Here is a 20701-nt window from a genome sequence, read left to right on the forward strand (position 1 = left end):
GATTAACGCACCTTCAGCGTTGCCAGGCCAATCAGCACCAGCATCAGCGAAATGATCCAGAAGCGCACGATAACGCGCGGCTCAGGCCAGCCTTTCAATTCATAGTGGTGGTGAATCGGCGCCATGCGGAAAATGCGTTGCCCGCGCAGCTTGAACGATCCCACCTGCAGGATCACCGACAGCGTCTCTACCACGAATACGCCGCCCATGATCACCAACAAGAACTCCTGACGCAGCAGCACCGCAATGGTGCCCAGCGCGCCGCCCAGCGCCAACGAACCGACGTCGCCCATAAACACCTGGGCCGGGTAAGTGTTGAACCACAGGAACCCGAGGCCGGCGCCGACGATGGCGGTACACACGATCACCAACTCACCGGCATGACGCAGATACGGAATATGCAGGTAGTTGGCGAAGTTCATGTTACCGGTCGCCCAGGCCACCAGCGCGAAGCCGGCCGCCACGAATACCGTCGGCATGATAGCCAGGCCGTCCAGGCCGTCGGTCAGGTTGACCGCGTTGCTGGTGCCGACGATCACGAAATAGGCCAGCAGGATGTACAGCAGGCCCAGCTGCGGCATCACGTCCTTAAAGAACGGCACAACCAGCTCGGTGGCTGGCGTGTCTTTTCCTACGGCGTACATGGCGAATGCGACAATCAGCGCAATCACCGACTGCCAGAAATACTTCCAGCGGGCGATCAGCCCTTTGGTGTCCTTACGCACCACCTTGCGGTAGTCGTCGACGAAGCCGACGATGCCGTAACCCACCAGCACGAACAGCACGCACCAGACATACGGGTTGGACGGGTAAGCCCACATCAGCACCGAAATGGTGATGGAGGTCAGGATCATGATGCCGCCCATGGTCGGCGTGCCGCGCTTGCTGAAGTGCGACTCGGGGCCGTCGTTACGCACCACCTGGCCGAAGGACATTTCTTGCAGGCGCTTGATCACCCGAGGGCCCATCCACAGCGACAGGAACAGTGCGGTCAGCAGGCTGACAATGGCTCGGAACGTCAGATAAGAAAAGACGTTGAAGCCTGAGTAATACTTGACCAAATGCTCGGCCAGCCAAACTAACATGGTGCTTTCTCCTGTAACGCGCGTACTACCTGCTCCATTGCGGCACTACGTGAACCTTTGATTAACACGGTAATGACCGCATGTTCCGACAGTAATTCCGCCACGCGCGCGATCACTGCTGTCTTGTCTTGATAATGTTCGCCGTTGCCGGACGCTTCGCTCAGCACGCGGCTCAAACCGCCGACGCTGATCACCTTGTCGACGCCGGCCAGACGGGCGGCTTCGCCCACCTGACGGTGGCACTCTTCCGCTTCCGCGCCCAACTCGGCCATATCGCCGACCACCATCACGCGATAGCCCGGCATCTCTGCCAGCACCTGCGCCGCCGCGGTCATCGACCCGACGTTGGCGTTATAGCTGTCGTCCAGCAGCAGCTTGCCTTCGGCCAGCGCCACCGGGAACAGACGCCCCGGCACCGCCTGCAGCTGTTTCAGCCCCTGACGCACCGCTTCGAGGGTGGCGCCCACCGACATCGCCAGCGCCGTCGCCGCCAGCGCATTGGCCACGTTGTGGCGCCCCGGCAGCGGCAGCGCGATCTCGGCGGTGCCGAACGGGCTGTGCAGCGTGAACTGCGTGCCTGCACCGTTCACCCGCACGTTATCCGCGAAGAAGTCCACGCCTTCGGCAGCCTGCGGCGAGAAGCGCCAGACGGTTTTGCCGCCCAGCATGCTCTGCCAGTGCGGCCAGTCGTTGTTATCGGCGTTGATGATCGCCACGCCGTCGGCCGGCAGGCCGGTAAAGATTTCACCTTTCGCCTGGGCGACGCCGGCCAGCGAGCCGAAGCCTTCCAGGTGCGCCGCCGCCAGGTTGTTCACCAAAGCGGTCTGCGGACGCGTCAGTGCGGTGGTGTAAGCGATTTCGCCAATATGGTTAGCGCCCAGCTCTATCACGGCAAAATCATGGTGCGGCTCCAGACGCAACAGCGTCAGCGGCACGCCGATGTCGTTATTGAAGTTGCCGGCGGTATACAGCACTTCGCCGCATTCGCGCAGAATGGCGGCGGTCATTTCTTTCACCGAGGTCTTGCCCGAGGAACCGGTCAGCGCCACCACGCGCGCCGGCACCTGCTGACGCACCCAGGCGCCAAGCTGCCCCAGCGCCAGACGGGTGTCTTGCACCACCAGCTGCGGCGCGTCCACCAATAAGCGCTTACTGACCAGCAGCGCCCCGGCACCTGCGGCTACGGCATCCACCGCAAAGTCGTGAGCGTCGAAACGCTCGCCTTTCAGCGCCACAAACAGGCAACCGGCGGTCACCTTGCGGGTGTCTGTCGTCACCTCGACAATTTGGCAATCGGCGCCGATCAGTTCAGCGCTCAATACCTCAGCCAGTGTCTGAAGAGAGACAGGGATCATGCCAGCACCCCCAGCAGTCGGGCGACCGTCGTACGGTCGGAGTAATCCAGGCGGCGGTTGCCCACCAGCTGATAATCTTCGTGGCCTTTGCCTGCCACCAACACCACATCCTGTTCCTGCGCCTGCATGATGGCGCTGGTCACCGCTTCGGCGCGGCCGTGGATCACCAGCGCCTGCCCGGCGTCCAGCAATCCGGTCAGGATATCGTTGATAATCGCGCGCGGCTCTTCGGTACGCGGGTTGTCATCGGTGATCACCACGCGATCGGCGAACTGCTCGGCGATGCCGCCCATCAGCGGACGCTTGCCCTTGTCGCGATCGCCGCCGCAGCCGAACACGCACCACAGCTGCCCCTGGCAGTGCAGGCGCGCGGCTTCCAACGCTTTCTCCAGCGCATCCGGCGTGTGGGCGTAATCCACCACTACCGTCGGTTTGCCCGGCGCGTTAAACACTTCCATGCGGCCACAGACCGGCTGCAGGCGGCTGCCGGTTTCCACCAGCGCCTCCAGCGGATAGCCCAGCGACAGCAGCGTCGCCAAGGCCAGCAGCAGGTTGCTGACGTTGAAAGCGCCCATCAGGCGGCTTTCGATCTCGCCATCGCCCCAGCTGGAGCTGAAACGAACGGTGGCGCCGTTGTCGTGATAATCGACCGCCGTGGTTTTCAGCCAGCGGCCGTGGCCGCCCGGCTGCAGGTTGCCCTGCATCGTCACCGCCACCGCATCCGGCAGCTTGCTCAGCCAGCGCAGACCGACTTCATCGTCGGCGTTGATGATCGCCTGCCCCACGCTGTGGGCGGCGAACAGCGACCATTTGGCCGCCTCGTAATTGGCCATGTCACCGTGGTAATCCAGGTGATCGCGGCTCAGGTTGGTGAAGACCGCCGCGGCGAACGGCAGCGCCGCCACCCGGTGTTGCACCAGACCGTGGGAAGAGACTTCCATGGCGGCGAAGGTCGCGCCCTGTTCCGCCAAATCGTTTAATACGTGTTGAACATCCACCGCAGAACCGGTGGTATTCTCGGTCGGGCACACCTGGCCCAGCAGGCCGTTGCCGACGGTGCCCATCACCGCGCTGGTTTCGCCCAGCAGTTGGCTCCACTGCGCCAGCAGTTGGGTGGTGGTGGTTTTGCCGTTGGTACCGGTCACGCCGACCAGACGCAGACGCTCGCCCGGCTGGTGGTAAAAACGCCCGGCCAGCGCGGAAAGGCGCTGGTTCAGTTGGCTCAGATAGATCACCGGCACGCCGTGCATTTCAATGATGGCGCCGTCTTCGGCCTGACCGTCAGCTTCGGCGATCACGGCGGAGACGCCCTGCGCGATGGCCTGCGGAATATAGCGGCGTCCATCCGTTTGATGGCCGACAACGGCGACAAACAGATCCCCGGCAGCCGCCACACGGCTGTCTAATGTCATTTCCCGCAGCGCGCGCCCAGGTGCCGTCGGCACCCACGGGGCGAGTAAGTCGCGCAAATTACGATCTGCCACCTGAACCCTCTTTCTTGTTAATCACTAATTCGCTTTTGTCACCGGTAGGCAACGCGTCAGGCTCGACGTTCATGGTGCGCAATACGCCGCCCATGATGGCACCGAACACCGGCGCGGAGATTGCGCCACCATAGTATTTCCCACCCTGCGGGTCGTTGATGACGACCACCAGGGCAAAACGGGGGTTACTTGCCGGCGCAACGCCGGCGGTATAAGCGATGTATCGGTTGACGTATTTGCCGTCCGGGCCCACTTTTTTCGCGGTACCGGTTTTGATGGCGATACGGTATCCCTTGATGGCGGCTTTCACGCCGCCGCCGCCCGGCAAGGCCACGCTTTCCATCATGTGCACCACGGTGCGCACCAGAGGTTCAGGGAAAACGCGTTCGCCGGCGACCGGAGGGTCAACCTTGGTGATCGACAATGGGCGATATACGCCCAGGCTGCCGATCGTTGCATAGACTCGCGCCAACTGTAACGGAGTTACCATCAGCCCGTAGCCGAAAGAGAAGGTGGCCCTCTCTATGTCAGACCACCGTTGTTTTTTTGGGTATATGCCACTGCTTTCTCCGACCAGCCCCAAATTGGTCGCTTTTCCCAGCCCAAAACGAGAGTAAGTATCTACTAACGCTGAGGACGGCATCGCTAACGCCAGCTTTGAAACACCGACGTTACTCGACTTCTGCAAGATCCCGGTCAATGACAGCTCCGAGTACCGCGCCACATCTTTGATCTCGTGGCCCTGAATGCGGTACGGGATGGTGTTCAACACACTGTTTTCTCTCACCACGCCGTTTTGCAGCGCGGTCATCACCACCATCGGCTTCACGGTTGAACCGGGTTCAAAAATATCGGTGATAGCACGGTTACGCATGGTCTCTTTCGGCGTACCGGCCATGTTGTTCGGGTTGTAAGACGGGCTGTTGGCCATCGCCAGCACTTCGCCGGTGTTCACGTCGATCAGCACCGCAGTGCCCGACTCGGCCTTGTTGAACGCCACCGCGTTGTTCAGCTCGCGATACACCAGCGCCTGCAGGCGTTCATCGACGCTCAGCACCAGGTTGTGCGCCGCCTGGCTGTCTACGGAGGAAATATCTTCGATGACCCGGCCGAAGCGGTCCTTACGCACCGTTCTCTCGCCCGGTTGCCCGGTCAGCCAGCGGTCGAAGCTCTTCTCGACGCCTTCAATGCCTTGTCCGTCGATGTTGGTCACGCCGATGATGTGCGACGTCACCTGCCCCGCCGGGTAGTACCGGCGCGACTCCTGCCGCAGGTAGATCCCCGGCAGCTTGAGCTTGTGGATGTAGTCGCCGATCGCCGGGTTCACCTGGCGCGCCAGATAAACGAAGCGCCCTTTCGGGTTGGCGTTGATGCGGTTGGAGAGTTGGTCCAGCGGGATGTTCAGCGCATCAGAAAGCGCTTTCCAACGGCTGTCCAGCGTGATACCGCCGCGCTCGTTCAGCTCTTTCGGATCCGCCCACACCGCATTGACCGGCACGCTGACCGCCAACGGACGGCCGGCGCGATCGCTGATCATGCCGCGCGCGGTCGGCACTTCCTGCACGCGCAGCGAACGCATGTCGCCTTCTTTCACCAGACGATCGGGGTTGATGACCTGCAGGTACGCGACGCGCAGCATCAGGCCAACCATCGCCAGCAAAATGCAGCCGCACAGCAACGCAAAACGCCAGCTGACAAAGCTGGCCTGATCTTCCTGGCGTCTCAACTTACCGGGGCGCGCTGCTTTCATGCGTTTCCTTTCTACTCCGTGTCATTATTCCGGTTAAACCATTCATTGTTTAACGATGATATTTTCCTGCGATGGATCAACGTGTTGCATCTGCAGTTTTTCTGTCGCGATACGTTCAACCCGGCTGTGATCGCCGAGGGCGTTCTCTTCTAAAATCAGGTTGCGCCACTCGATATCCAGCGCATCGCGCTCCAGAACCAGCTGTTCGCGCTCGGCGGTCAGCAGGCGGGTGCGGTGCGCGGTGGTCACCACGAAAATCGCGGAGACCAGTGACGCAATCAGTAAAATCAGGGGGATCTTGGCGTTGCGCAGCAGGTCGCCGCCAATAACCCCGACCAAACCGTGGCGTTCGTTGCCGATCACGCGGGCATCCTCTCAGCAATACGCAGCACCGAGCTGCGCGCACGCGGGTTGTCCGCCACTTCCGCTTCCGAAGGCATCATTTTGCCCAGCGCTTTCAGCGTTCGCCCGCCCATGCTGCGCAGTTGCTCTTCGGTCAACGGAATGCCCGCCGGCACCTGGGCGCCGCGGCTATGGTGACGCATAAAGCGTTTGACGATGCGGTCTTCCAGCGAGTGGAAGCTGATGATCGACAAACGGCCCTGTGGGGCCAGCACTTCCAGCGCGCCGTCGAGCGCACGCTCGATCTCTTCCAGCTCGCTGTTGATATAGATACGAATCGCCTGGAAGCTGCGCGTCGCCGGATGCTTGTGCTTTTCACGGAACGGACTGGCATCGGCAATCAGATCCGCCAACTCTTTGGTGCGCGTCATCGGCTCCACGCGGTTTCTTTCCACGATGGCGCGTGCGATGCGCTTGGCGAAACGCTCTTCGCCAAAGGTTTTCAGCACCCAAGCGATGTCGTCCGCTTCGGCCTTCATCAGCCACTCTGCGGCGGACAGGCCGGTGGACGGATCCATGCGCATGTCCAGCGGACCGTCGCGCATAAAGGAGAATCCGCGCTCTGCGTCGTCAAGCTGCGGCGAAGAAACGCCCAGATCGAGCAGAACGCCGTCGATCTTGCCCACCAATTCACGTTCCCGCACGTAGTGCGACAACTCGGAGAATGGGCCGTGTACGATGGTAAAACGAGGATCTTCAATAGATTTGGCGGCTGCAATCGCCTGAGGGTCACGGTCAATCGCCAGCAAGCGCCCTTCCGGCCCCAGCTGGGACAGAATCAGACGAGAATGGCCACCGCGACCAAAAGTACCGTCGATATATATGCCGTTGCTGCGGATGTTGAGGCCGTTGACGGCTTCGTCCAGCAGGACGGTGGTGTGTTTATAGTTTTCCAACATGCTTATAGCGACAAGTCCTGTAGCCGCTCAGACAACGGTTCCTGAGTCGACTGTTCAGCGTCAATATCATCCTTGACTTGTTGATACCAGGTCTGTTCATCCCACAGTTCAAACTTGTTGAACTGACCGACCAGCATCACTTCTTTCGTGAGCCCGGCGTGTTGCCGCAGCGTATTGGCTAACAGCAAACGACCGGCACTATCCATCTGACACTCACTGGCATGCCCCAGCAGCAGGCGCTGAACGCGGCGCTCGGCGGGATTCATGCTCGACAGACGTGATAATTTTTGTTCAATAATTTCCCATTCGGGCAAAGGATAAAGCAGCAGGCAGGGCTGATGGAGGTCAATGGTACAGACCATTTGGCCTTGCGATTCCTCGTTGAGCAATTCCCGATATCGGGTAGGTACGGCAAGCCGCCCTTTGCTGTCGAGGTTGACCATCGTCGCTCCACGGAACATTCCTGAGCTACCCCTTAGTGACCGTTTTCACCACTTTACCCCACAAATTCCCACACAATGGAGTTTACGGAGGGTATGAAAACCTTGTCAAGCCAGAGCGCCAGCGCTTTGGCAATATTTCTCTGGTCATTTTGGGAGCTGACTCGCGAAAGAAACTCTGATTATTCGACGATTAAAAATTAACACCATGATAAACGGAGAGAATTTTCTAAGCGGAAAGAATCTGATTAAAAACCTGACGAACTGGCGATTAATTAACTCATTACTTCCTTCTGCAAGCCATGTCTCATTTTTCAGCTCGGCAATCTCAGTGCGGTAACCGCTGGCGAGCCGCGCCCGCCAAGGCTCGGCGTTGGGCGAACCGATCGCGGAATAAGGCCATAACTCCTTGAGTTAATAACGCTCAATCGTTATTCACCGTAAAACCGGGCGCTATTTTACTTCAATTTGCATGGCCGTGATGCGGCCGCGATAAAAATAAATGGTTCGGATATTACGAGCAGAAGTAATTTCGATTTAAATCAATTTGGTAAGATTATTCCCAAAATACCTGTTTACAATTATGGTTTCATTTTCTTACACCTTTATTTCCACAATTTTTGCCGGAAAAAATCCCCATTCGACGCCAAAAATCGCAACCGTATGTTTTTAATGAATTTATTTTAAATTGCCGATTTTAATCTCTCTACCCTCTCCTATCGCCCGGTTCTGCGGGACAAAAACCGAACAAATGTTAAAAATAAAAATATAAATCTAGTTAAAAAACACAATGCAGATTAGTACACTATATAAAAAGCAAAAAAGCAGCTTTAACAGCCAACAATTAATAAATTAACAGAATTTTAACCAAAGGGAGATAACACATGCTTTCGCCCGCCGCTCACTGGCGTAGCGCCGCTGCCGATACGTTCGCACTGGTGGTGTACTGCTTTATCGCCGGCATGGCGATAGAAGTGTTGATCTCCGGCATGAGCTTCCAGCAATCCCTCTCTTCGCGCCTGCTGTCGATCCCGGTCAACATCCTGATCGCCTGGCCTTACGGTCGCTATCGCGATCTGTTTATCCGCACGGCGCGCCGCTGTCCACGCGGCCAGTTCGTGCTGCGCAACCTCGCCGACCTGCTGGCCTACGTCAGCTTCCAATCGCCGGTTTATGCCGCCATTCTGTGGAGCGTAGGCGCCGACGGTCAACAAATGCTGGCGGCGGTCACCAGCAATGCGCTGGTCTCCATGGCGATGGGCGTGGTGTATGGCTATTTCCTGGAATATTGCCGGCGGCTGTTCCGGGTGGTGGGCTACGTCTAAACCAGGAGCCCGACATAGCGGGCTCCTGTAGAGCGGACTATTTGCGGCTCAGGCTGCCGCGGCGGAACAGATTACGGCGGATACGCGTCAAACCCGGCTTGGGTTTACGCGGTTCGTCCAGGCTGGCCAACACCAGCTCCAGCACGCGTTCGGCTACGTCACGATGGCGCTGCGCCACCGCGAGCACCGGGCACTCGAGGAAATCCAACAGTTCATGGTCGCCGAAGGTGGCAATCGCCAGATCGGTCGGCAAACGGCCACGTTGCTTCAGCGTCACGTCCATCACGCCCTGCAACAACGAGAACGAGGTGGTGAACAGCGCCTGCGGCATCGGGTGCGTTTTCAGCCATTCGGCAAACAGCGCGCCGGCGGCTTCACGTTCATAGCTGTTGGCGTACAGATAATCGACGTGGCGGGGATCTTCTTGCCAGGCCTGACGGAAGCCCTGCTCACGCAGGAAGCTCACCGAAAGCTCCGGCAAGGCGCCCAGATACAGCACCGATTCAGCCGGGAAGGTGCGCAGCTCCTGCGCCAGCGCAAAGGCGTCTTCCTGATCGGCCCCGACGACGCTGATGAAATGCTCGCGATCCAGCGCGCGGTCCAGCGCGATGATCGGCAGCGGATCGTTGGCCCAGCGTTGATAGAAAGGATGCTCCGGCGGCAAGGCGGTGGAGACGATGATGGCGTCCACCTGGCGCTGCAGCAGGTGCTCGATACAGCGCATTTCGTTGTCCGGCTGATCTTCGGAACAGGCGATCAGCAATTGGTAACCACGCTGGCGCGCCTGGCGTTCCAGGTAGTTGGCGATGCGGGTATAGCTGGTATTTTCCAGATCCGGGATCACCAGACCGATAGAACGGGTACGCCCGGCGCGCAGCCCCGCCGCGACGGCATTCGGGTGATAGTTATGCTCCCTGACCACGGCCATCACTTTCTCGACGGTTTTATCGCTGACACGATACTGCTTCGCCTTGCCGTTGATGACGTAACTGGCCGTCGTGCGCGAAACGCCCGCGAGACGCGCGATTTCATCCAGTTTCACATTAACCCCTTAATGACGCTGAAAATAGAAGTGAAGGCTGTGCTCGGATTAACCATGACATCCCGTACGGTTATTCAATCCAGCCTCTGCGATCTAACAGCAGAAAACACTGCCTAGCAACCGCTTTTGCCGAAAGGTGCCAGCAATCGGGCAAAAAATACCGAAAAACAAAGGGCGCAGCCACGCCGCGCCCCCGATTATTCGCCGCCAGACCGCGCTCAGCGCATGATTTTGTCGCCGCGCGACACGCCAACCACGCCGGAACGGGCCACTTCCACGATCTCCGCCACTTCACGCACTGCGCTCAGGAAGGCGTCGAGCTTGTCGCTGGTGCCGGCCAGCTGTACCGTGTACAGCGTCGCCGTCACATCGACGATCTGGCCGCGGAAAATGTCGGCGCAGCGCTTCACCTCTTCACGGCCGTAGCCGCTGGCCTGCAGCTTCACCAGCATGATCTCGCGCTCGACGTGGGCGCCCTGCACCAGCTCGCTGACGCGCAGCACGTCCACCAGCTTGTGCAGCTGTTTCTCAATCTGCTCCAGCACTTTCTCGTCGCCGACGGTCTGGATAGTCATGCGCGACAGCGTCGGATCGTCGGTCGGTGCCACCGTCAGGCTCTCGATGTTATAACCGCGCTGAGAGAACAGCCCGACCACGCGCGACAAAGCGCCGGATTCGTTTTCCAGCAAGACAGATAAAATACGGCGCATGATCAGGTCCTCTCCGTTTTGCTAAGCCACATTTCGTCCATGCTTCCACCGCGGATCTGCATCGGGTAAACATGTTCGGTTTCATCGACGGTCACGTCGACGAACACCAGCCGCTCTTTTTCCGCCAGCGCCTGCGCCAGCTTGCTTTCCAGCTCATCCGGCGTGCGGATGGCGATACCGACATGGCCGTAAGCCTCGGCCAGCTTGACGAAGTCCGGCAGAGAATCCATGTAGGACTGCGAGTGACGGCCGGAATAAATCATGTCCTGCCACTGCTTCACCATGCCCAGATAGCGGTTGTTGAGGTTCACCACCACCACCGGCAGGTTATATTGCAGCGCGGTGGACAGCTCCTGAATGTTCATCTGAATGCTGCCGTCGCCGGTCACGCACACCACGGTTTCCTCCGGCAGCGCCAGCTTGACGCCCAATGCCGCCGGCAAACCGAAGCCCATGGTGCCGAGGCCACCGGAGTTGATCCAGCGGCGCGGTTTGTCGAATGGATAATAGAGCGCGGCGAACATCTGGTGCTGGCCCACGTCCGAGGTGACATAGGCGTCGCCTTTGGTCAGGCGATGCAGGGTTTCGATCACCGCCTGCGGCTTGATGGTGCCACTGTGCTTGTCGTAACCCAGGCAGTCGCGGGCACGCCACTGCTCGATAGACTGCCACCAATCGCGCAGCGCGTCGTGATCCTGCGCTTTCTCGTCCTGCGCCAGCAGCTCCAGCATCTGAACCAACACCTGCCTGGCATCGCCGACGATCGGAATATCGGCGTCCACCGTTTTGGAGATCGAAGTCGGATCGATATCGATGTGCAGCACGGTGGCGTCCGGGCAGTATTTAGCGAGGTTATTGGTGGTGCGATCGTCGAAGCGCACACCGACGGCGAAGATCACGTCGGCATGGTGCATGGTTTTGTTGGCTTCATAGGTGCCGTGCATGCCGAGCATGCCGACGCTCTGGCGATGGGTGCCGGGGAAAGCGCCCAATCCCATCAGGCTGCTGGTCACCGGCAGGTTCAGCTGCTCCGCCAACGCCAACAGTTCGGCCTCGCAACCGGCGTTGATCGCGCCGCCGCCGACGTACATCACCGGCTTTTTGGCCGCCAGAATGGTTTGTAACGCGCGTTTGATCTGCCCGCGGTGGCCCTGCACCGTCGGGTTATAAGAACGCATGCTCACGTCCTGCGGGTAGGCATAAGGCATCCGCACCGCCGGGCCGACGATATCTTTCGGCAGATCGATCACCACCGGGCCGGGGCGGCCGCTGGAAGCCAGGTAGAACGCCTTCTTCAACACCGCCGGGATGTCTTCGGTGCGTTTTACCAGGAAGCTGTGCTTCACCACCGGGCGAGAAATCCCCACCATATCGCACTCCTGGAAGGCGTCGTAGCCGATCAGCGAGCTGGGCACCTGCCCCGACAGCACCACCATCGGGATCGAGTCCATATAGGCGGTAGCGATGCCGGTAATGGCGTTGGTGGCGCCGGGGCCGGAGGTCACCAGCACCACGCCCACTTCACCGGTGGCGCGCGCGTAGCCGTCGGCCATGTGCACCGCCCCCTGCTCGTGGCGCACCAGAATATGATCGATCCCTCCTACCGTATGCAGAGCGTCGTAGATATCGAGCACCGCCCCGCCGGGGTAGCCGAATACATGCTTAACGCCCTGATCGATCAACGATCGGACGACCATCTCGGCTCCTGACAACATCTCCATGGGTTTGCCTCCAGGCTTGCTTATTCTTCTCTGGCGCCGGAACGTAGCGCCTGCTGCGGGGCAATGCCCCAAAGTTTTTATGGGTTGTCGCTATCGAATTAACATAACGTCAGAATATGGGGCAGGCAAACGGCAAAATGGCTTAACGGTAGCGGGGTTATTGCCAAGCAGCTGGAGATCGCGGCTTTATAAAAACAATGCGCTAGCCTCGGGGTTGTCAGGCTAGGCATTGTTTCGAACAGGGGGAAAATTACAGAACTAAATCAGGTGAAGGATATGCCGCTTTTTTGGCCGGGTGCATGGCCCGGCGGCGGCGTCAGGCCTGTTCCTGGTACATCGAGTCGATTTCACGCTGATAGCGCTGCAGGATCACTTTACGGCGCAGCTTCAGCGTTGGCGTCAACTCCCCCAGCTCCATCGAAAAGGCCGCCGGCAGCAGCGTGAACTTCTTCACCTGTTCGAAGCGCGCCAGCTCCTTTTGCATCTCGCGCAGGCGCTTTTCGAACATCTCGAGGATTTCGCCGTTGCGCAGCAGTTCCAGGCGATCCTGGTATTTCAGGTTCACTGACTTCGCGTACTCTTCCAACGACTCAAAGCACGGCACGATCAGCGCGGAAACGAATTTACGCGCATCGGCGATGATCGCCACCTGCTCGATAAAGCGATCCTGCGCCAGCGTGCCTTCCAGCATCTGCGGCGCGATATATTTGCCGCCTGAGGTTTTCATCAAATCCTTCAGGCGTTCGGTGATGAACAGGTTGCCCTCTTCATCGATCGCCCCGGCGTCGCCGGTTTTCAGCCAGCCGTCCTCGGTAAAGGTCGCGGCGGTTTCCAAAGGTTTGTTGAAATAGCCGCGCATCACAATCGGCCCGCGCACCTGGATTTCATTTTCCTCGCCAATGCGCACCTCGACCTCCGGCAGCGGTTTACCGATGGAGCCGAAGCGGAAATGCCCCTCTTCCCAGCAGGAGACGGTCGCACAGGTTTCGGTCATGCCGTAACCGTACTTGATGTTGACGCCCATCGCCTGGAAAAACAGGATCACATTGTCGTCCAGCTTGGCGCCCGCCGCCGGCAAAAAGCGCACCCGGCCGCCGAGGATACCGCGCAGCTTGCTCAACACCAGCTTATCGGCCCAGCGGTGGGTGAAGTCGAACACTTTGCCCAACGGTTTGCCGGCGCGCTCCTGCAGGAATTTGCGCTCGCCGCAGACGATCGCCCAGTGGAACAACGCACGGCGCAGCCAAGGGGCGCGCGCCACTTTTTCGTGCACCGCGCTGAAAATCTTCTCGTAGAAACGCGGCACCGCACACATCAGCGTCGGGCGGACCTGCCCCATCGCTTCCCGCACCCAGTCGGTGTTCGGCAGGAAAACGTTCTGCGCGCCGGAATGCATCACAAAGAAGCTCCAGGCCCGCTCAAAAACGTGCGACAACGGCAGGAAGCTGAGCGACACATCTTCTTCGCCGACCGTCAGCCTTTCATCATGCAGGTAGAGCTGCGCCGCCAGGTTGCGGTAGTCCAGCATCACCCCTTTCGGCTCGCCGGTAGTGCCCGAGGTATAGATCAGGGTGAAGAGATCCTGCAGGTCGCACTCTTCAATACGCTGCTGGCGTTGAGCGGCAAAAGCCGCCGGATCGGCAGCGCGCTCGAAGGTGCTCAGATGCTGTGCGATCTCGCAGCCGCGCAGATCGGCCCCCTCGTCGAAGACGACAATATGACGCAGCTGCGGGCAGACGCCGCGCAGCGCGATGGCGGCGTCAAGCTGCGCCTGCTCGCCGACGAACAGTATACGGATGTCGGCGTCGTTGGTGACGAACGCCGCCTGTGCCGGCGTGTTGGTGGAATAAAGCGGAACGCTGATGCCGCGCAGGTGAAGGATAGCGAGATCGGTCAACGCCCAGGCCATCGTGTTATTGGCGAAAATACCGATGCGTTCTTGTACTTCGACGCCCAGCCCCAGCAGCCCGGCGGCAATGCGGTCAATACGAGTGGCGGCCTCTCCCCAGGTCAGCTGCAACTCGCCGTTGGGCGACCATTGGCGAAAAGCTGTGCGATCGGCTCGGTGGATGATTTGATGCTGTATACGATGGATCAAATGGTATTGCAGCAGATTAGTGATCATAGTGCTCTAAGCCTGAAATGAATCAAACAGTTAAGCCGGAACGACGCCTTACGGCCCTCATCTCAGCTTACACGTGTTTACTTTTTTTTGCGCAGTCTACCTAGTCTCAGGCAAGGGGAAAAGCGATTTCAGCGTAGAAGTGTGAGCCAAAACTCAGTCCGGCTTCCGCACTTTCATTGGTTGGAAAAAACGGGGAGGAAAAGGTTTGCTGATGGCAATAAAACGCGGCCCATCCGGGCCGCCGCATCGAGTTAGTTTAAAATACCAGCCGGAAAGTAAAAATCAGAATATTAATTTATATTAATTATTTTTGCTGAACGAACAAACTCACTCTGAAAATAAGTTATTTTATCGCCGTAAAACCAAGAAACATCTTAATAAAAACACAGATAGTTCTTAGTTTTTATCATGAGAAAAAAACGCTCAGTTGAATATTATCTTTATGTGGCTCCCATTCTTTATCGCTTTACTTTGGGTTACCCGCCTCAATCAGGACGGATTTCATCCACTGGTGGCCTTTATCCCGCTCGGAGGATTCATGCCAGGAGAGATAGCAGGTGGCTTTATTCTCGTTGCCACATAAAGGAACCGCCTTTATTTTCAACGCTTCCGTCTGCTGTCGCACCAACCAAGCGGGCGCAATCGCCACCATTTCCGTTTGCGACACCATATTCAACACGCTGTAGAGATCAGTGCACTGTTGCGTCACAGCGCGCAGCATCGGCTCCTCTAAATAAAAAGGTTTACTGAACGATCCAAAACTCTCCAGGGAAACCGCAGCGTGCTGCTCGGCCAGCATGTGCTCCGGCGTCACTTCCTCGCCTATTCTCGGATGCGCCTGCGCAACCGCCAGCACTAATTCGTCGTCGAACATCGCCAGGCTGCGAAACTCCGCCGATTCGAAACGGCTGTAGCCGATGACAAACTCGACGTCCTGATAACGCAATTGATGCTCAATATTATTGTTGATGTACGACTTTATTTGCAGGTTAAGCTGCGGCGCGATCTGTTTGACGTGATTGATTATCCCGGCGCCCAGACGCAAATCGAGCGGGCTGCACAGCGACAGGGAGAACGCTCGCGTGCTGGTCAGCGGTTCGAACTCGGCGCCCGGCAACTCATTTTGCACCAGCTGCAGCGCTTGCCGCACCGGCCCAAAAAGCTGCCTGGCCCGCATGGTGGGCTGGATCCCGCGCCCGCAACGCACGAAAAGCTCATCGTTGAACATCACCTTCAGGCGCGCCACCGCGTTGCTCACCGCCGGCTGCGACATCCCTAACGAATTAGCGGCTCGCGTAATATTTTGCATTTGCATCACGGCGTCAAACACCGTCAGCAAATTAAGATCGACGCTGCGCAAATGAATCTCCGCCGGCTCTTTGACCATGGCGATTTCTGAATCATATTCAGCCATATTTCACTCCACTAAATCCTGTGTAGATAATCTAATCCTTGTGCTCGACAAACAATGAAACGCCGCATTGTCTTATCTTTGCACGACAAATCCTGCCATTACCGCCATCAGCCGATAAAAAACCTCGTGTTATCGTCACGATATAAGTCGTATGTGGAATACATGTCAGCAGCTTCTCCCGTCAGCGGGAAGAATGCCACTTGGGTGGTACTAATAATTAGGTATCAACAATGATTAAGACAATTAAACAACCTAACCGCACAGTATGAGACAAACTATAGAAACACATCATAAGCAATCAAACCATCTAAAAACACCGCTCACTTTGTGTAAAAACGCATTATTTTGTTATATTATGACTAAAACAATCGATTAATCATATGAATTCAATTTAAATCATTTGTATTAAAAATGTTATTTTATTGCCCCCCGTGATTAATTCCTCTTATTTTTTCATCACAAATCTTAACGCAACGAAATCCAGAAGCAATTAGCGCAGTATATATTCGATTCGTTTATGCTAAGCAGCACGCAAACTGGCCCCGTTTTTTCTCTAGGGCGTCGCTTTTTTGCCGCATGATCCTCTGTTCGGCCGATTCGCCGATGCATTGTCCCCGCATTCAATCAGGTGTTGACATCGCCAGGGCAATCACGTATCAAATTAGGCAGACACCCCATTTAAGAGAAGCTGAACCCTTATGATCCGTACTCACCGTCTACTAGGCCTACTACTTAACGCATCTTGTTTGCGCGGTATGCCTGTGGGCGAAGTTCGGAGCTGACTCAGCCGATCACCCATAAGAAACCCGCGCTACTGCGCGGGTTTTTTTTTGCCCGCTTAGCGTGAAATCAACACGATAAGGAATGCACCGATGAGCCAACAAGTCATTATTTTCGATACCACGCTGCGTGATGGCGAACAGGCATTGCAGGCCAGCCTGAGCGTAAAAGAGAAGATTCAGATTGCGCTGGCGCTGGAGAGAATGGGCGTCGACGTGATGGAGGTCGGCTTCCCGGTCTCCTCGCCGGGCGACTTCGAATCGGTGCAAACCATCGCGCGCCAGATCAAGAACAGCCGCGTCTGCGGCCTGGCCCGCTGCGTAGACAAAGACATCGACGTGGCCGCAGAAGCGTTGCGCGTCGCCGAAGCGTTCCGCATCCACGTGTTCCTGGCCACCTCGACCCTGCACATTGAATCGAAGCTGAAACGCTCGTTCGACGAAGTGTTGGAGATGGCGGTGCGCTCGGTCAAACGTGCCCGCAACTACACCGACGACGTAGAGTTCTCCTGTGAAGACGCCGGCCGCACGCCGATCGACAATCTGTGCCGCGTGGTCGAAGCCGCCATCAACGCTGGCGCCACCACCATCAATATCCCGGACACCGTCGGCTACACCACGCCGAACCAGTTCGGCGGCATCATCACCACCTTGTATGACCGCGTGCCGAACATCGACAAAGCCATCATCTCCGTGCACTGCCACGACGATTTGGGCATGGCGGTCGGCAACTCCATCGCCGCGGTACAGGCCGGCGCCCGGCAGGTGGAAGGCACCCTGAACGGCATCGGTGAGCGCGCCGGCAACTGTTCGCTGGAAGAGGTGATAATGGCGATTAAAGTGCGCCAAGACATCATGAACGTGCACACCAACATCAATCATCAGGAAATTTTCCGCACCAGCCAGATCGTCAGCCAGCTGTGCAACATGCCGATCCCGGCCAACAAGGCGATCGTCGGCTCCAACGCCTTCGCCCACTCCTCCGGCATTCACCAGGACGGCGTGCTGAAGAACCGCGAAAACTACGAAATCATGACCCCGCAGTCGATCGGCCTGAAGGACGTGCAGTTGAACCTGACTTCCCGCTCCGGCCGCGCGGCGGTGAAACACCGCATGGAAGAGATGGGCTACCAGGAGCAGGACTACAACCTGGATACCCTGTACGCCGCCTTCCTGAAGCTGGCCGACAAAAAGGGCCAGGTGTTCGACTATGACCTGGAGGCGCTGGCCTTCATCAATAAACAGCAGGAAGAGCCGGAGCACTTCAGCCTGGGCTACTTCAGCGTGCAGTCCGGCAGCAGCATCATGGCTACCGCCTCGGTGAAACTGATCTGCGGCGGCGAAGAGAAAGCCGAGGCCGCCACCGGCAATGGCCCGGTCGATGCGGTTTATCAGGCAATCAACCGCATCACCGACTACCCGATCGAGCTGGTGAAATACCAGCTGACCGCCAAGGGCCATGGCCGCGACGCGCTGGGCCAGGTGGATATCGTGGTCTCATACAACGGCCGCCGCTTCCACGGCGTAGGTCTGGCGACCGACATCGTCGAATCCTCCGCCAAGGCGATGGTGCACGTGTTGAACAATATTTGGCGCTCACAGCAGGTAGAAAAAGAAAAGCAGCGCCTGCAGCAAAACAAACATCAAAATAATCAGGAAACGGTGTGAACATGACGAAGACTTATCACATTGCCGTCTTGCCCGGAGACGGCATCGGCCCGGAAGTAATGGCTCAGGCGCGCAAAGTGTTGGACGCGGTGCGTCAACGCTTTGACATTCGCATCACCACCGCCGAGTACGACGTCGGCGGCATCGCCATCGATCGCCACGGCAGCCCGTTGCCGCCGGCGACCGTCGCCGGCTGCGAGCAGGCCGACGCCATCCTGTTCGGATCGGTAGGCGGCCCGAAATGGGAACACCTGCCGCCGGCCGAGCAGCCGGAACGCGGCGCGCTGTTGCCGCTGCGCAAGCACTTCAAGCTGTTCAGCAACCTGCGCCCGGCACGCCTGTATCAAGGGCTGGAGGCATTCTGCCCGCTGCGCGCCGACATCGCCGCCCGCGGCTTCGACATTCTGTGCGTGCGCGAACTGACCGGCGGCATCTACTTCGGCCAGCCGAAGGGCCGCGAAGGCCAGGGCATGCAGGAGCGCGCTTTCGATACCGAGGTGTATCACCGTTTCGAGATTGAACGCATCGCACGCATCGCCTTCGAATCCGCCCGCAAGCGCCGCCACAAGGTGACGTCGATCGACAAGGCCAACGTGCTGCAGAGTTCTATCCTGTGGCGTGAGGTGGTCAATCAGGTCGCCAAGGATTACCCGGACGTGTCGCTGTCGCACATGTATATCGACAACGCCACCATGCAGCTGATCAAGGATCCGTCCCAGTTCGACGTGCTGCTGTGCTCCAATCTGTTCGGCGACATCCTGTCCGACGAATGCGCGATGATCACCGGCTCGATGGGTATGTTGCCGTCCGCCAGCCTGAACGAGCAAGGCTTCGGCCTGTACGAACCGGCGGGCGGTTCCGCGCCGGATATCGCCGGCAAAGGCATCGCCAACCCGATTGCGCAGATCCTGTCCGCCACCCTGCTGCTGCGTTACAGCCTGGGCGCCGATGAAGCGGCCGACGCCGTGGAGCGCGCCATCAACCAGGCGTTGGAACAGGGCTACCGCACCGCCGATCTGGCCGGTGACGGCAAAGCCGTCAGCACCGATGAAATGGGCGACATCATCGCTCGCTTTGTAGCTCAGGGGGCATAACATGGCCAAGACCTTATACCAGAAGCTGTACGACGCCCACGTGGTGCACGAAGCGCCGAACGAAACGCCGTTGCTGTATATCGACCGTCATCTGGTGCACGAAGTCACTTCGCCGCAGGCGTTCGACGGCCTGCGCGCCATGGGCCGCAAGGTGCGCCAACCCGGCAAAACCTTCGCCACCATGGATCACAACGTGTCGACCCAGACCAAAGACATCAACGCCAGCGGCGAAATGGCGCGCATCCAGATGCAGGAGCTGATCAAGAACTGCGCGGAATTCGGCGTTTCGCTGTATGACCTGAACCACCCGTTCCAGGGCATCGTACACGTGATCGGGCCTGAGCAAGGCATGACGCTGCCGGGCATGACCATCGTCTGCGGCGACTCGCACACCGCCACCCACGGCGCTTTCGGCTCGCTGGCGTTCGGCATCGGCACCTCCGAGGTGGAACACGTGCTGGCGACCCAGACCCTGAAGCAGGGCCGCGCCAAGACCATGAAGATTGAAGTCACCGGCGACGCCGCCGTGGGCATCACCGCCAAAGACATCGTGCTGGCGGTGATCGGCAAAACCGGCAGCGCCGGGGGCACCGGCCACGTGGTGGAGTTCTGCGGCAAGGCAATCGAAGCGTTGAGCATGGAAGGCCGCATGACCCTGTGCAACATGGCGATCGAAATGGGCGCCAAGGCCGGGTTGGTCGCGCCGGACGACACCACCTTCGCCTACCTGAAAGGGCGCCAGTTCGCACCAACCGGCGAAAACTGGGAGCAGGCGGTCGCCTATTGGCGCACGCTGAAGTCCGATGCCGACGCCCAATTCGATACCGTGGTGACGCTGCACGCCGAAGAGATCGCGCCGCAGGTCACCTGGGGCACCAACCCCGGCCAGGTGATCGCCGTCAATCAGGCGATCCCGGCGCCGGAATCGTTCAGCGATCCGGTCGAGCGCGCCTCTGCGGAAAAAGCCTTGGCTTACATGGATTTGAAACCGGGCATCAAATTGACCGACGTGCCGATCGATAAAGTGTTCATCGGCTCCTGCACCAACTCACGCATCGAAGATCTGCGCGCGGCGGCGGCGATTGCCAAGGGGCGCAAGGTCGCCAGCGGCGTGCAGGCCATCGTGGTGCCGGGATCCGGCCCGGTGAAGGCCCAGGCGGAAGCCGAAGGGTTGGACAAAATCTTTATCGAAGCCGGTTTCGAATGGCGTTTACCGGGTTGTTCGATGTGCCTGGCGATGAACAACGACCGCCTGAATCCGGGCGAGCGCTGCGCATCCACCAGCAACCGTAACTTCGAAGGGCGTCAGGGCCGCGGTGGGCGTACCCACCTGGTCAGCCCGGCGATGGCCGCCGCGGCCGCCGTCGCCGGTCACTTCGCCGACATCCGTGATATTCACTAAGGGGCT

16 protein-coding genes are annotated in these 20701 nt (G+C 58.6%); 4 read left to right on the forward strand and 12 right to left on the reverse strand.

Annotation, left to right across the window (positions count from 1 at the left end; translation table 11 throughout):
- Positions 1–2: 2 nt before the first annotated feature.
- Genes mraY through mraZ form a run of 7 tightly spaced genes read right to left on the reverse strand, consistent with a single transcriptional unit; the run spans position 3 to position 7436 of the window.
- Positions 3–1085 carry a phospho-N-acetylmuramoyl-pentapeptide-transferase gene (gene mraY, locus WCL58_RS15960; RefSeq protein WP_004932782.1) on the reverse strand — a complete coding sequence of 361 codons (1083 nt, stop codon included), beginning with the start codon at positions 1083–1085 and terminating at the stop codon, positions 3–5.
- Entirely contained in the window at positions 1079–2440 is a 1362-nt protein-coding gene (gene murF / locus WCL58_RS15965; RefSeq protein ID WP_308343203.1) for a UDP-N-acetylmuramoyl-tripeptide--D-alanyl-D-alanine ligase, read from the reverse strand. Before murF ends, mraY begins: the two co-directional genes overlap by 7 nt.
- Positions 2437–3924, reverse strand: a complete 1488-nt coding sequence (gene murE / locus WCL58_RS15970) for a UDP-N-acetylmuramoyl-L-alanyl-D-glutamate--2,6-diaminopimelate ligase (RefSeq protein ID WP_060422468.1) — start codon at positions 3922–3924, stop codon at positions 2437–2439. Before murE ends, murF begins: the two co-directional genes overlap by 4 nt.
- Complete coding sequence (locus tag WCL58_RS15975; RefSeq protein ID WP_004932790.1) at positions 3911–5674, reverse strand: peptidoglycan glycosyltransferase FtsI; 1764 nt, start codon at positions 5672–5674, stop codon at positions 3911–3913. The genes murE and WCL58_RS15975 overlap by 14 nt, the downstream gene beginning before the upstream one ends.
- Before the next feature lie 42 nt (positions 5675–5716).
- Positions 5717–6037, reverse strand: a complete 321-nt coding sequence (gene ftsL / locus WCL58_RS15980) for a cell division protein FtsL (protein WP_015376645.1) — start codon at positions 6035–6037, stop codon at positions 5717–5719.
- The gene (gene rsmH, locus WCL58_RS15985) at positions 6034–6975 is read right to left on the reverse strand and encodes a 16S rRNA (cytosine(1402)-N(4))-methyltransferase RsmH (RefSeq protein WP_049200285.1); all 942 of its coding nucleotides are present in this window, start codon (positions 6973–6975) and stop codon (positions 6034–6036) included. The genes ftsL and rsmH overlap by 4 nt, the downstream gene beginning before the upstream one ends.
- A 2-nt stretch (positions 6976–6977) precedes the next feature.
- Complete coding sequence (gene mraZ, locus WCL58_RS15990; protein ID WP_025159638.1) at positions 6978–7436, reverse strand: division/cell wall cluster transcriptional repressor MraZ; 459 nt, start codon at positions 7434–7436, stop codon at positions 6978–6980.
- 863 nt (positions 7437–8299) lie between these two features.
- Here mraZ and WCL58_RS15995 point away from each other — a divergent pair.
- Positions 8300–8740: an L-alanine exporter AlaE gene (locus WCL58_RS15995; RefSeq protein ID WP_084826854.1), complete on the forward strand. Its 441-nt coding sequence runs from the start codon at positions 8300–8302 to the stop codon at positions 8738–8740.
- Positions 8741–8777: 37 nt separating this feature from the next.
- Here the strand turns inward: WCL58_RS15995 and cra are convergent, their stop codons facing one another.
- From cra to leuO, 5 genes are all read right to left on the reverse strand, one after another.
- Complete coding sequence (cra, locus tag WCL58_RS16000; protein ID WP_004932801.1) at positions 8778–9782, reverse strand: catabolite repressor/activator; 1005 nt, start codon at positions 9780–9782, stop codon at positions 8778–8780.
- A gap of 218 nt (positions 9783–10000) precedes the next feature.
- Positions 10001–10492 carry an acetolactate synthase small subunit gene (gene ilvN / locus WCL58_RS16005; protein ID WP_004932806.1) on the reverse strand — a complete coding sequence of 164 codons (492 nt, stop codon included), beginning with the start codon at positions 10490–10492 and terminating at the stop codon, positions 10001–10003.
- A 2-nt stretch (positions 10493–10494) separates the two neighbouring features.
- Entirely contained in the window at positions 10495–12213 is a 1719-nt protein-coding gene (gene ilvI / locus WCL58_RS16010) for an acetolactate synthase 3 large subunit (protein WP_043148148.1), read from the reverse strand.
- A 316-nt stretch (positions 12214–12529) separates the two neighbouring features.
- The gene (locus tag WCL58_RS16015) at positions 12530–14338 is read right to left on the reverse strand and encodes an AMP-dependent synthetase/ligase (protein WP_100396046.1); all 1809 of its coding nucleotides are present in this window, start codon (positions 14336–14338) and stop codon (positions 12530–12532) included.
- A 466-nt stretch (positions 14339–14804) separates the two neighbouring features.
- Positions 14805–15752, reverse strand: a complete 948-nt coding sequence (leuO, locus tag WCL58_RS16020; RefSeq protein WP_060440779.1) for a transcriptional regulator LeuO — start codon at positions 15750–15752, stop codon at positions 14805–14807.
- 872 nt (positions 15753–16624) lie between these two features.
- Here leuO and leuA point away from each other — a divergent pair.
- From leuA to leuC, 3 genes are read left to right on the forward strand one after another with little or no spacing between them, the layout of a single operon-like run.
- Entirely contained in the window at positions 16625–18199 is a 1575-nt protein-coding gene (gene leuA, locus WCL58_RS16025) for a 2-isopropylmalate synthase (protein WP_004932820.1), read from the forward strand.
- Between the two features lie 2 nt (positions 18200–18201).
- Positions 18202–19293, forward strand: a complete 1092-nt coding sequence (leuB, locus tag WCL58_RS16030; protein WP_033649192.1) for a 3-isopropylmalate dehydrogenase — start codon at positions 18202–18204, stop codon at positions 19291–19293.
- Position 19294: 1 nt separating this feature from the next.
- Positions 19295–20695 (forward strand): 3-isopropylmalate dehydratase large subunit, encoded by a 1401-nt coding sequence (gene leuC, locus WCL58_RS16035; RefSeq protein WP_084826856.1) that lies wholly within the window; start codon positions 19295–19297, stop codon positions 20693–20695.
- The last annotated feature ends 6 nt before the right edge of the window (positions 20696–20701 follow it).

Source organism: Serratia sp. TMDUHS_CL, from assembly GCF_037137105.1.
GTDB classification, from domain to species: Bacteria; Pseudomonadota; Gammaproteobacteria; order Enterobacterales; family Enterobacteriaceae; genus Serratia; species Serratia nevei.

What these genes read in the sequence shown, in the direction of transcription:
- mraY (WP_004932782.1), bottom strand. Translation starts at nt 1,085, where the DNA reads ATGTTAGTTTGGCTGGCCGAGCATTTGGTCAAGTATTACTCAGGCTTC.
- murF (WP_308343203.1), bottom strand. Translation starts at nt 2,440, where the DNA reads ATGATCCCTGTCTCTCTTCAGACACTGGCTGAGGTATTGAGCGCTGAA.
- WCL58_RS15975 (WP_004932790.1), bottom strand. Translation starts at nt 5,674, where the DNA reads ATGAAAGCAGCGCGCCCCGGTAAGTTGAGACGCCAGGAAGATCAGGCC.
- rsmH (WP_049200285.1), bottom strand. Translation starts at nt 6,975, where the DNA reads ATGTTGGAAAACTATAAACACACCACCGTCCTGCTGGACGAAGCCGTC.
- mraZ (WP_025159638.1), bottom strand. Translation starts at nt 7,436, where the DNA reads ATGTTCCGTGGAGCGACGATGGTCAACCTCGACAGCAAAGGGCGGCTT.
- WCL58_RS15995 (WP_084826854.1), top strand. Translation starts at nt 8,300, where the DNA reads ATGCTTTCGCCCGCCGCTCACTGGCGTAGCGCCGCTGCCGATACGTTC.
- ilvN (WP_004932806.1), bottom strand. Translation starts at nt 10,492, where the DNA reads ATGCGCCGTATTTTATCTGTCTTGCTGGAAAACGAATCCGGCGCTTTG.
- ilvI (WP_043148148.1), bottom strand. Translation starts at nt 12,213, where the DNA reads ATGGAGATGTTGTCAGGAGCCGAGATGGTCGTCCGATCGTTGATCGAT.
- WCL58_RS16015 (WP_100396046.1), bottom strand. Translation starts at nt 14,338, where the DNA reads ATGATCACTAATCTGCTGCAATACCATTTGATCCATCGTATACAGCAT.
- leuO (WP_060440779.1), bottom strand. Translation starts at nt 15,752, where the DNA reads ATGGCTGAATATGATTCAGAAATCGCCATGGTCAAAGAGCCGGCGGAG.
- leuA (WP_004932820.1), top strand. Translation starts at nt 16,625, where the DNA reads ATGAGCCAACAAGTCATTATTTTCGATACCACGCTGCGTGATGGCGAA.
- leuB (WP_033649192.1), top strand. Translation starts at nt 18,202, where the DNA reads ATGACGAAGACTTATCACATTGCCGTCTTGCCCGGAGACGGCATCGGC.
- leuC (WP_084826856.1), top strand. Translation starts at nt 19,295, where the DNA reads ATGGCCAAGACCTTATACCAGAAGCTGTACGACGCCCACGTGGTGCAC.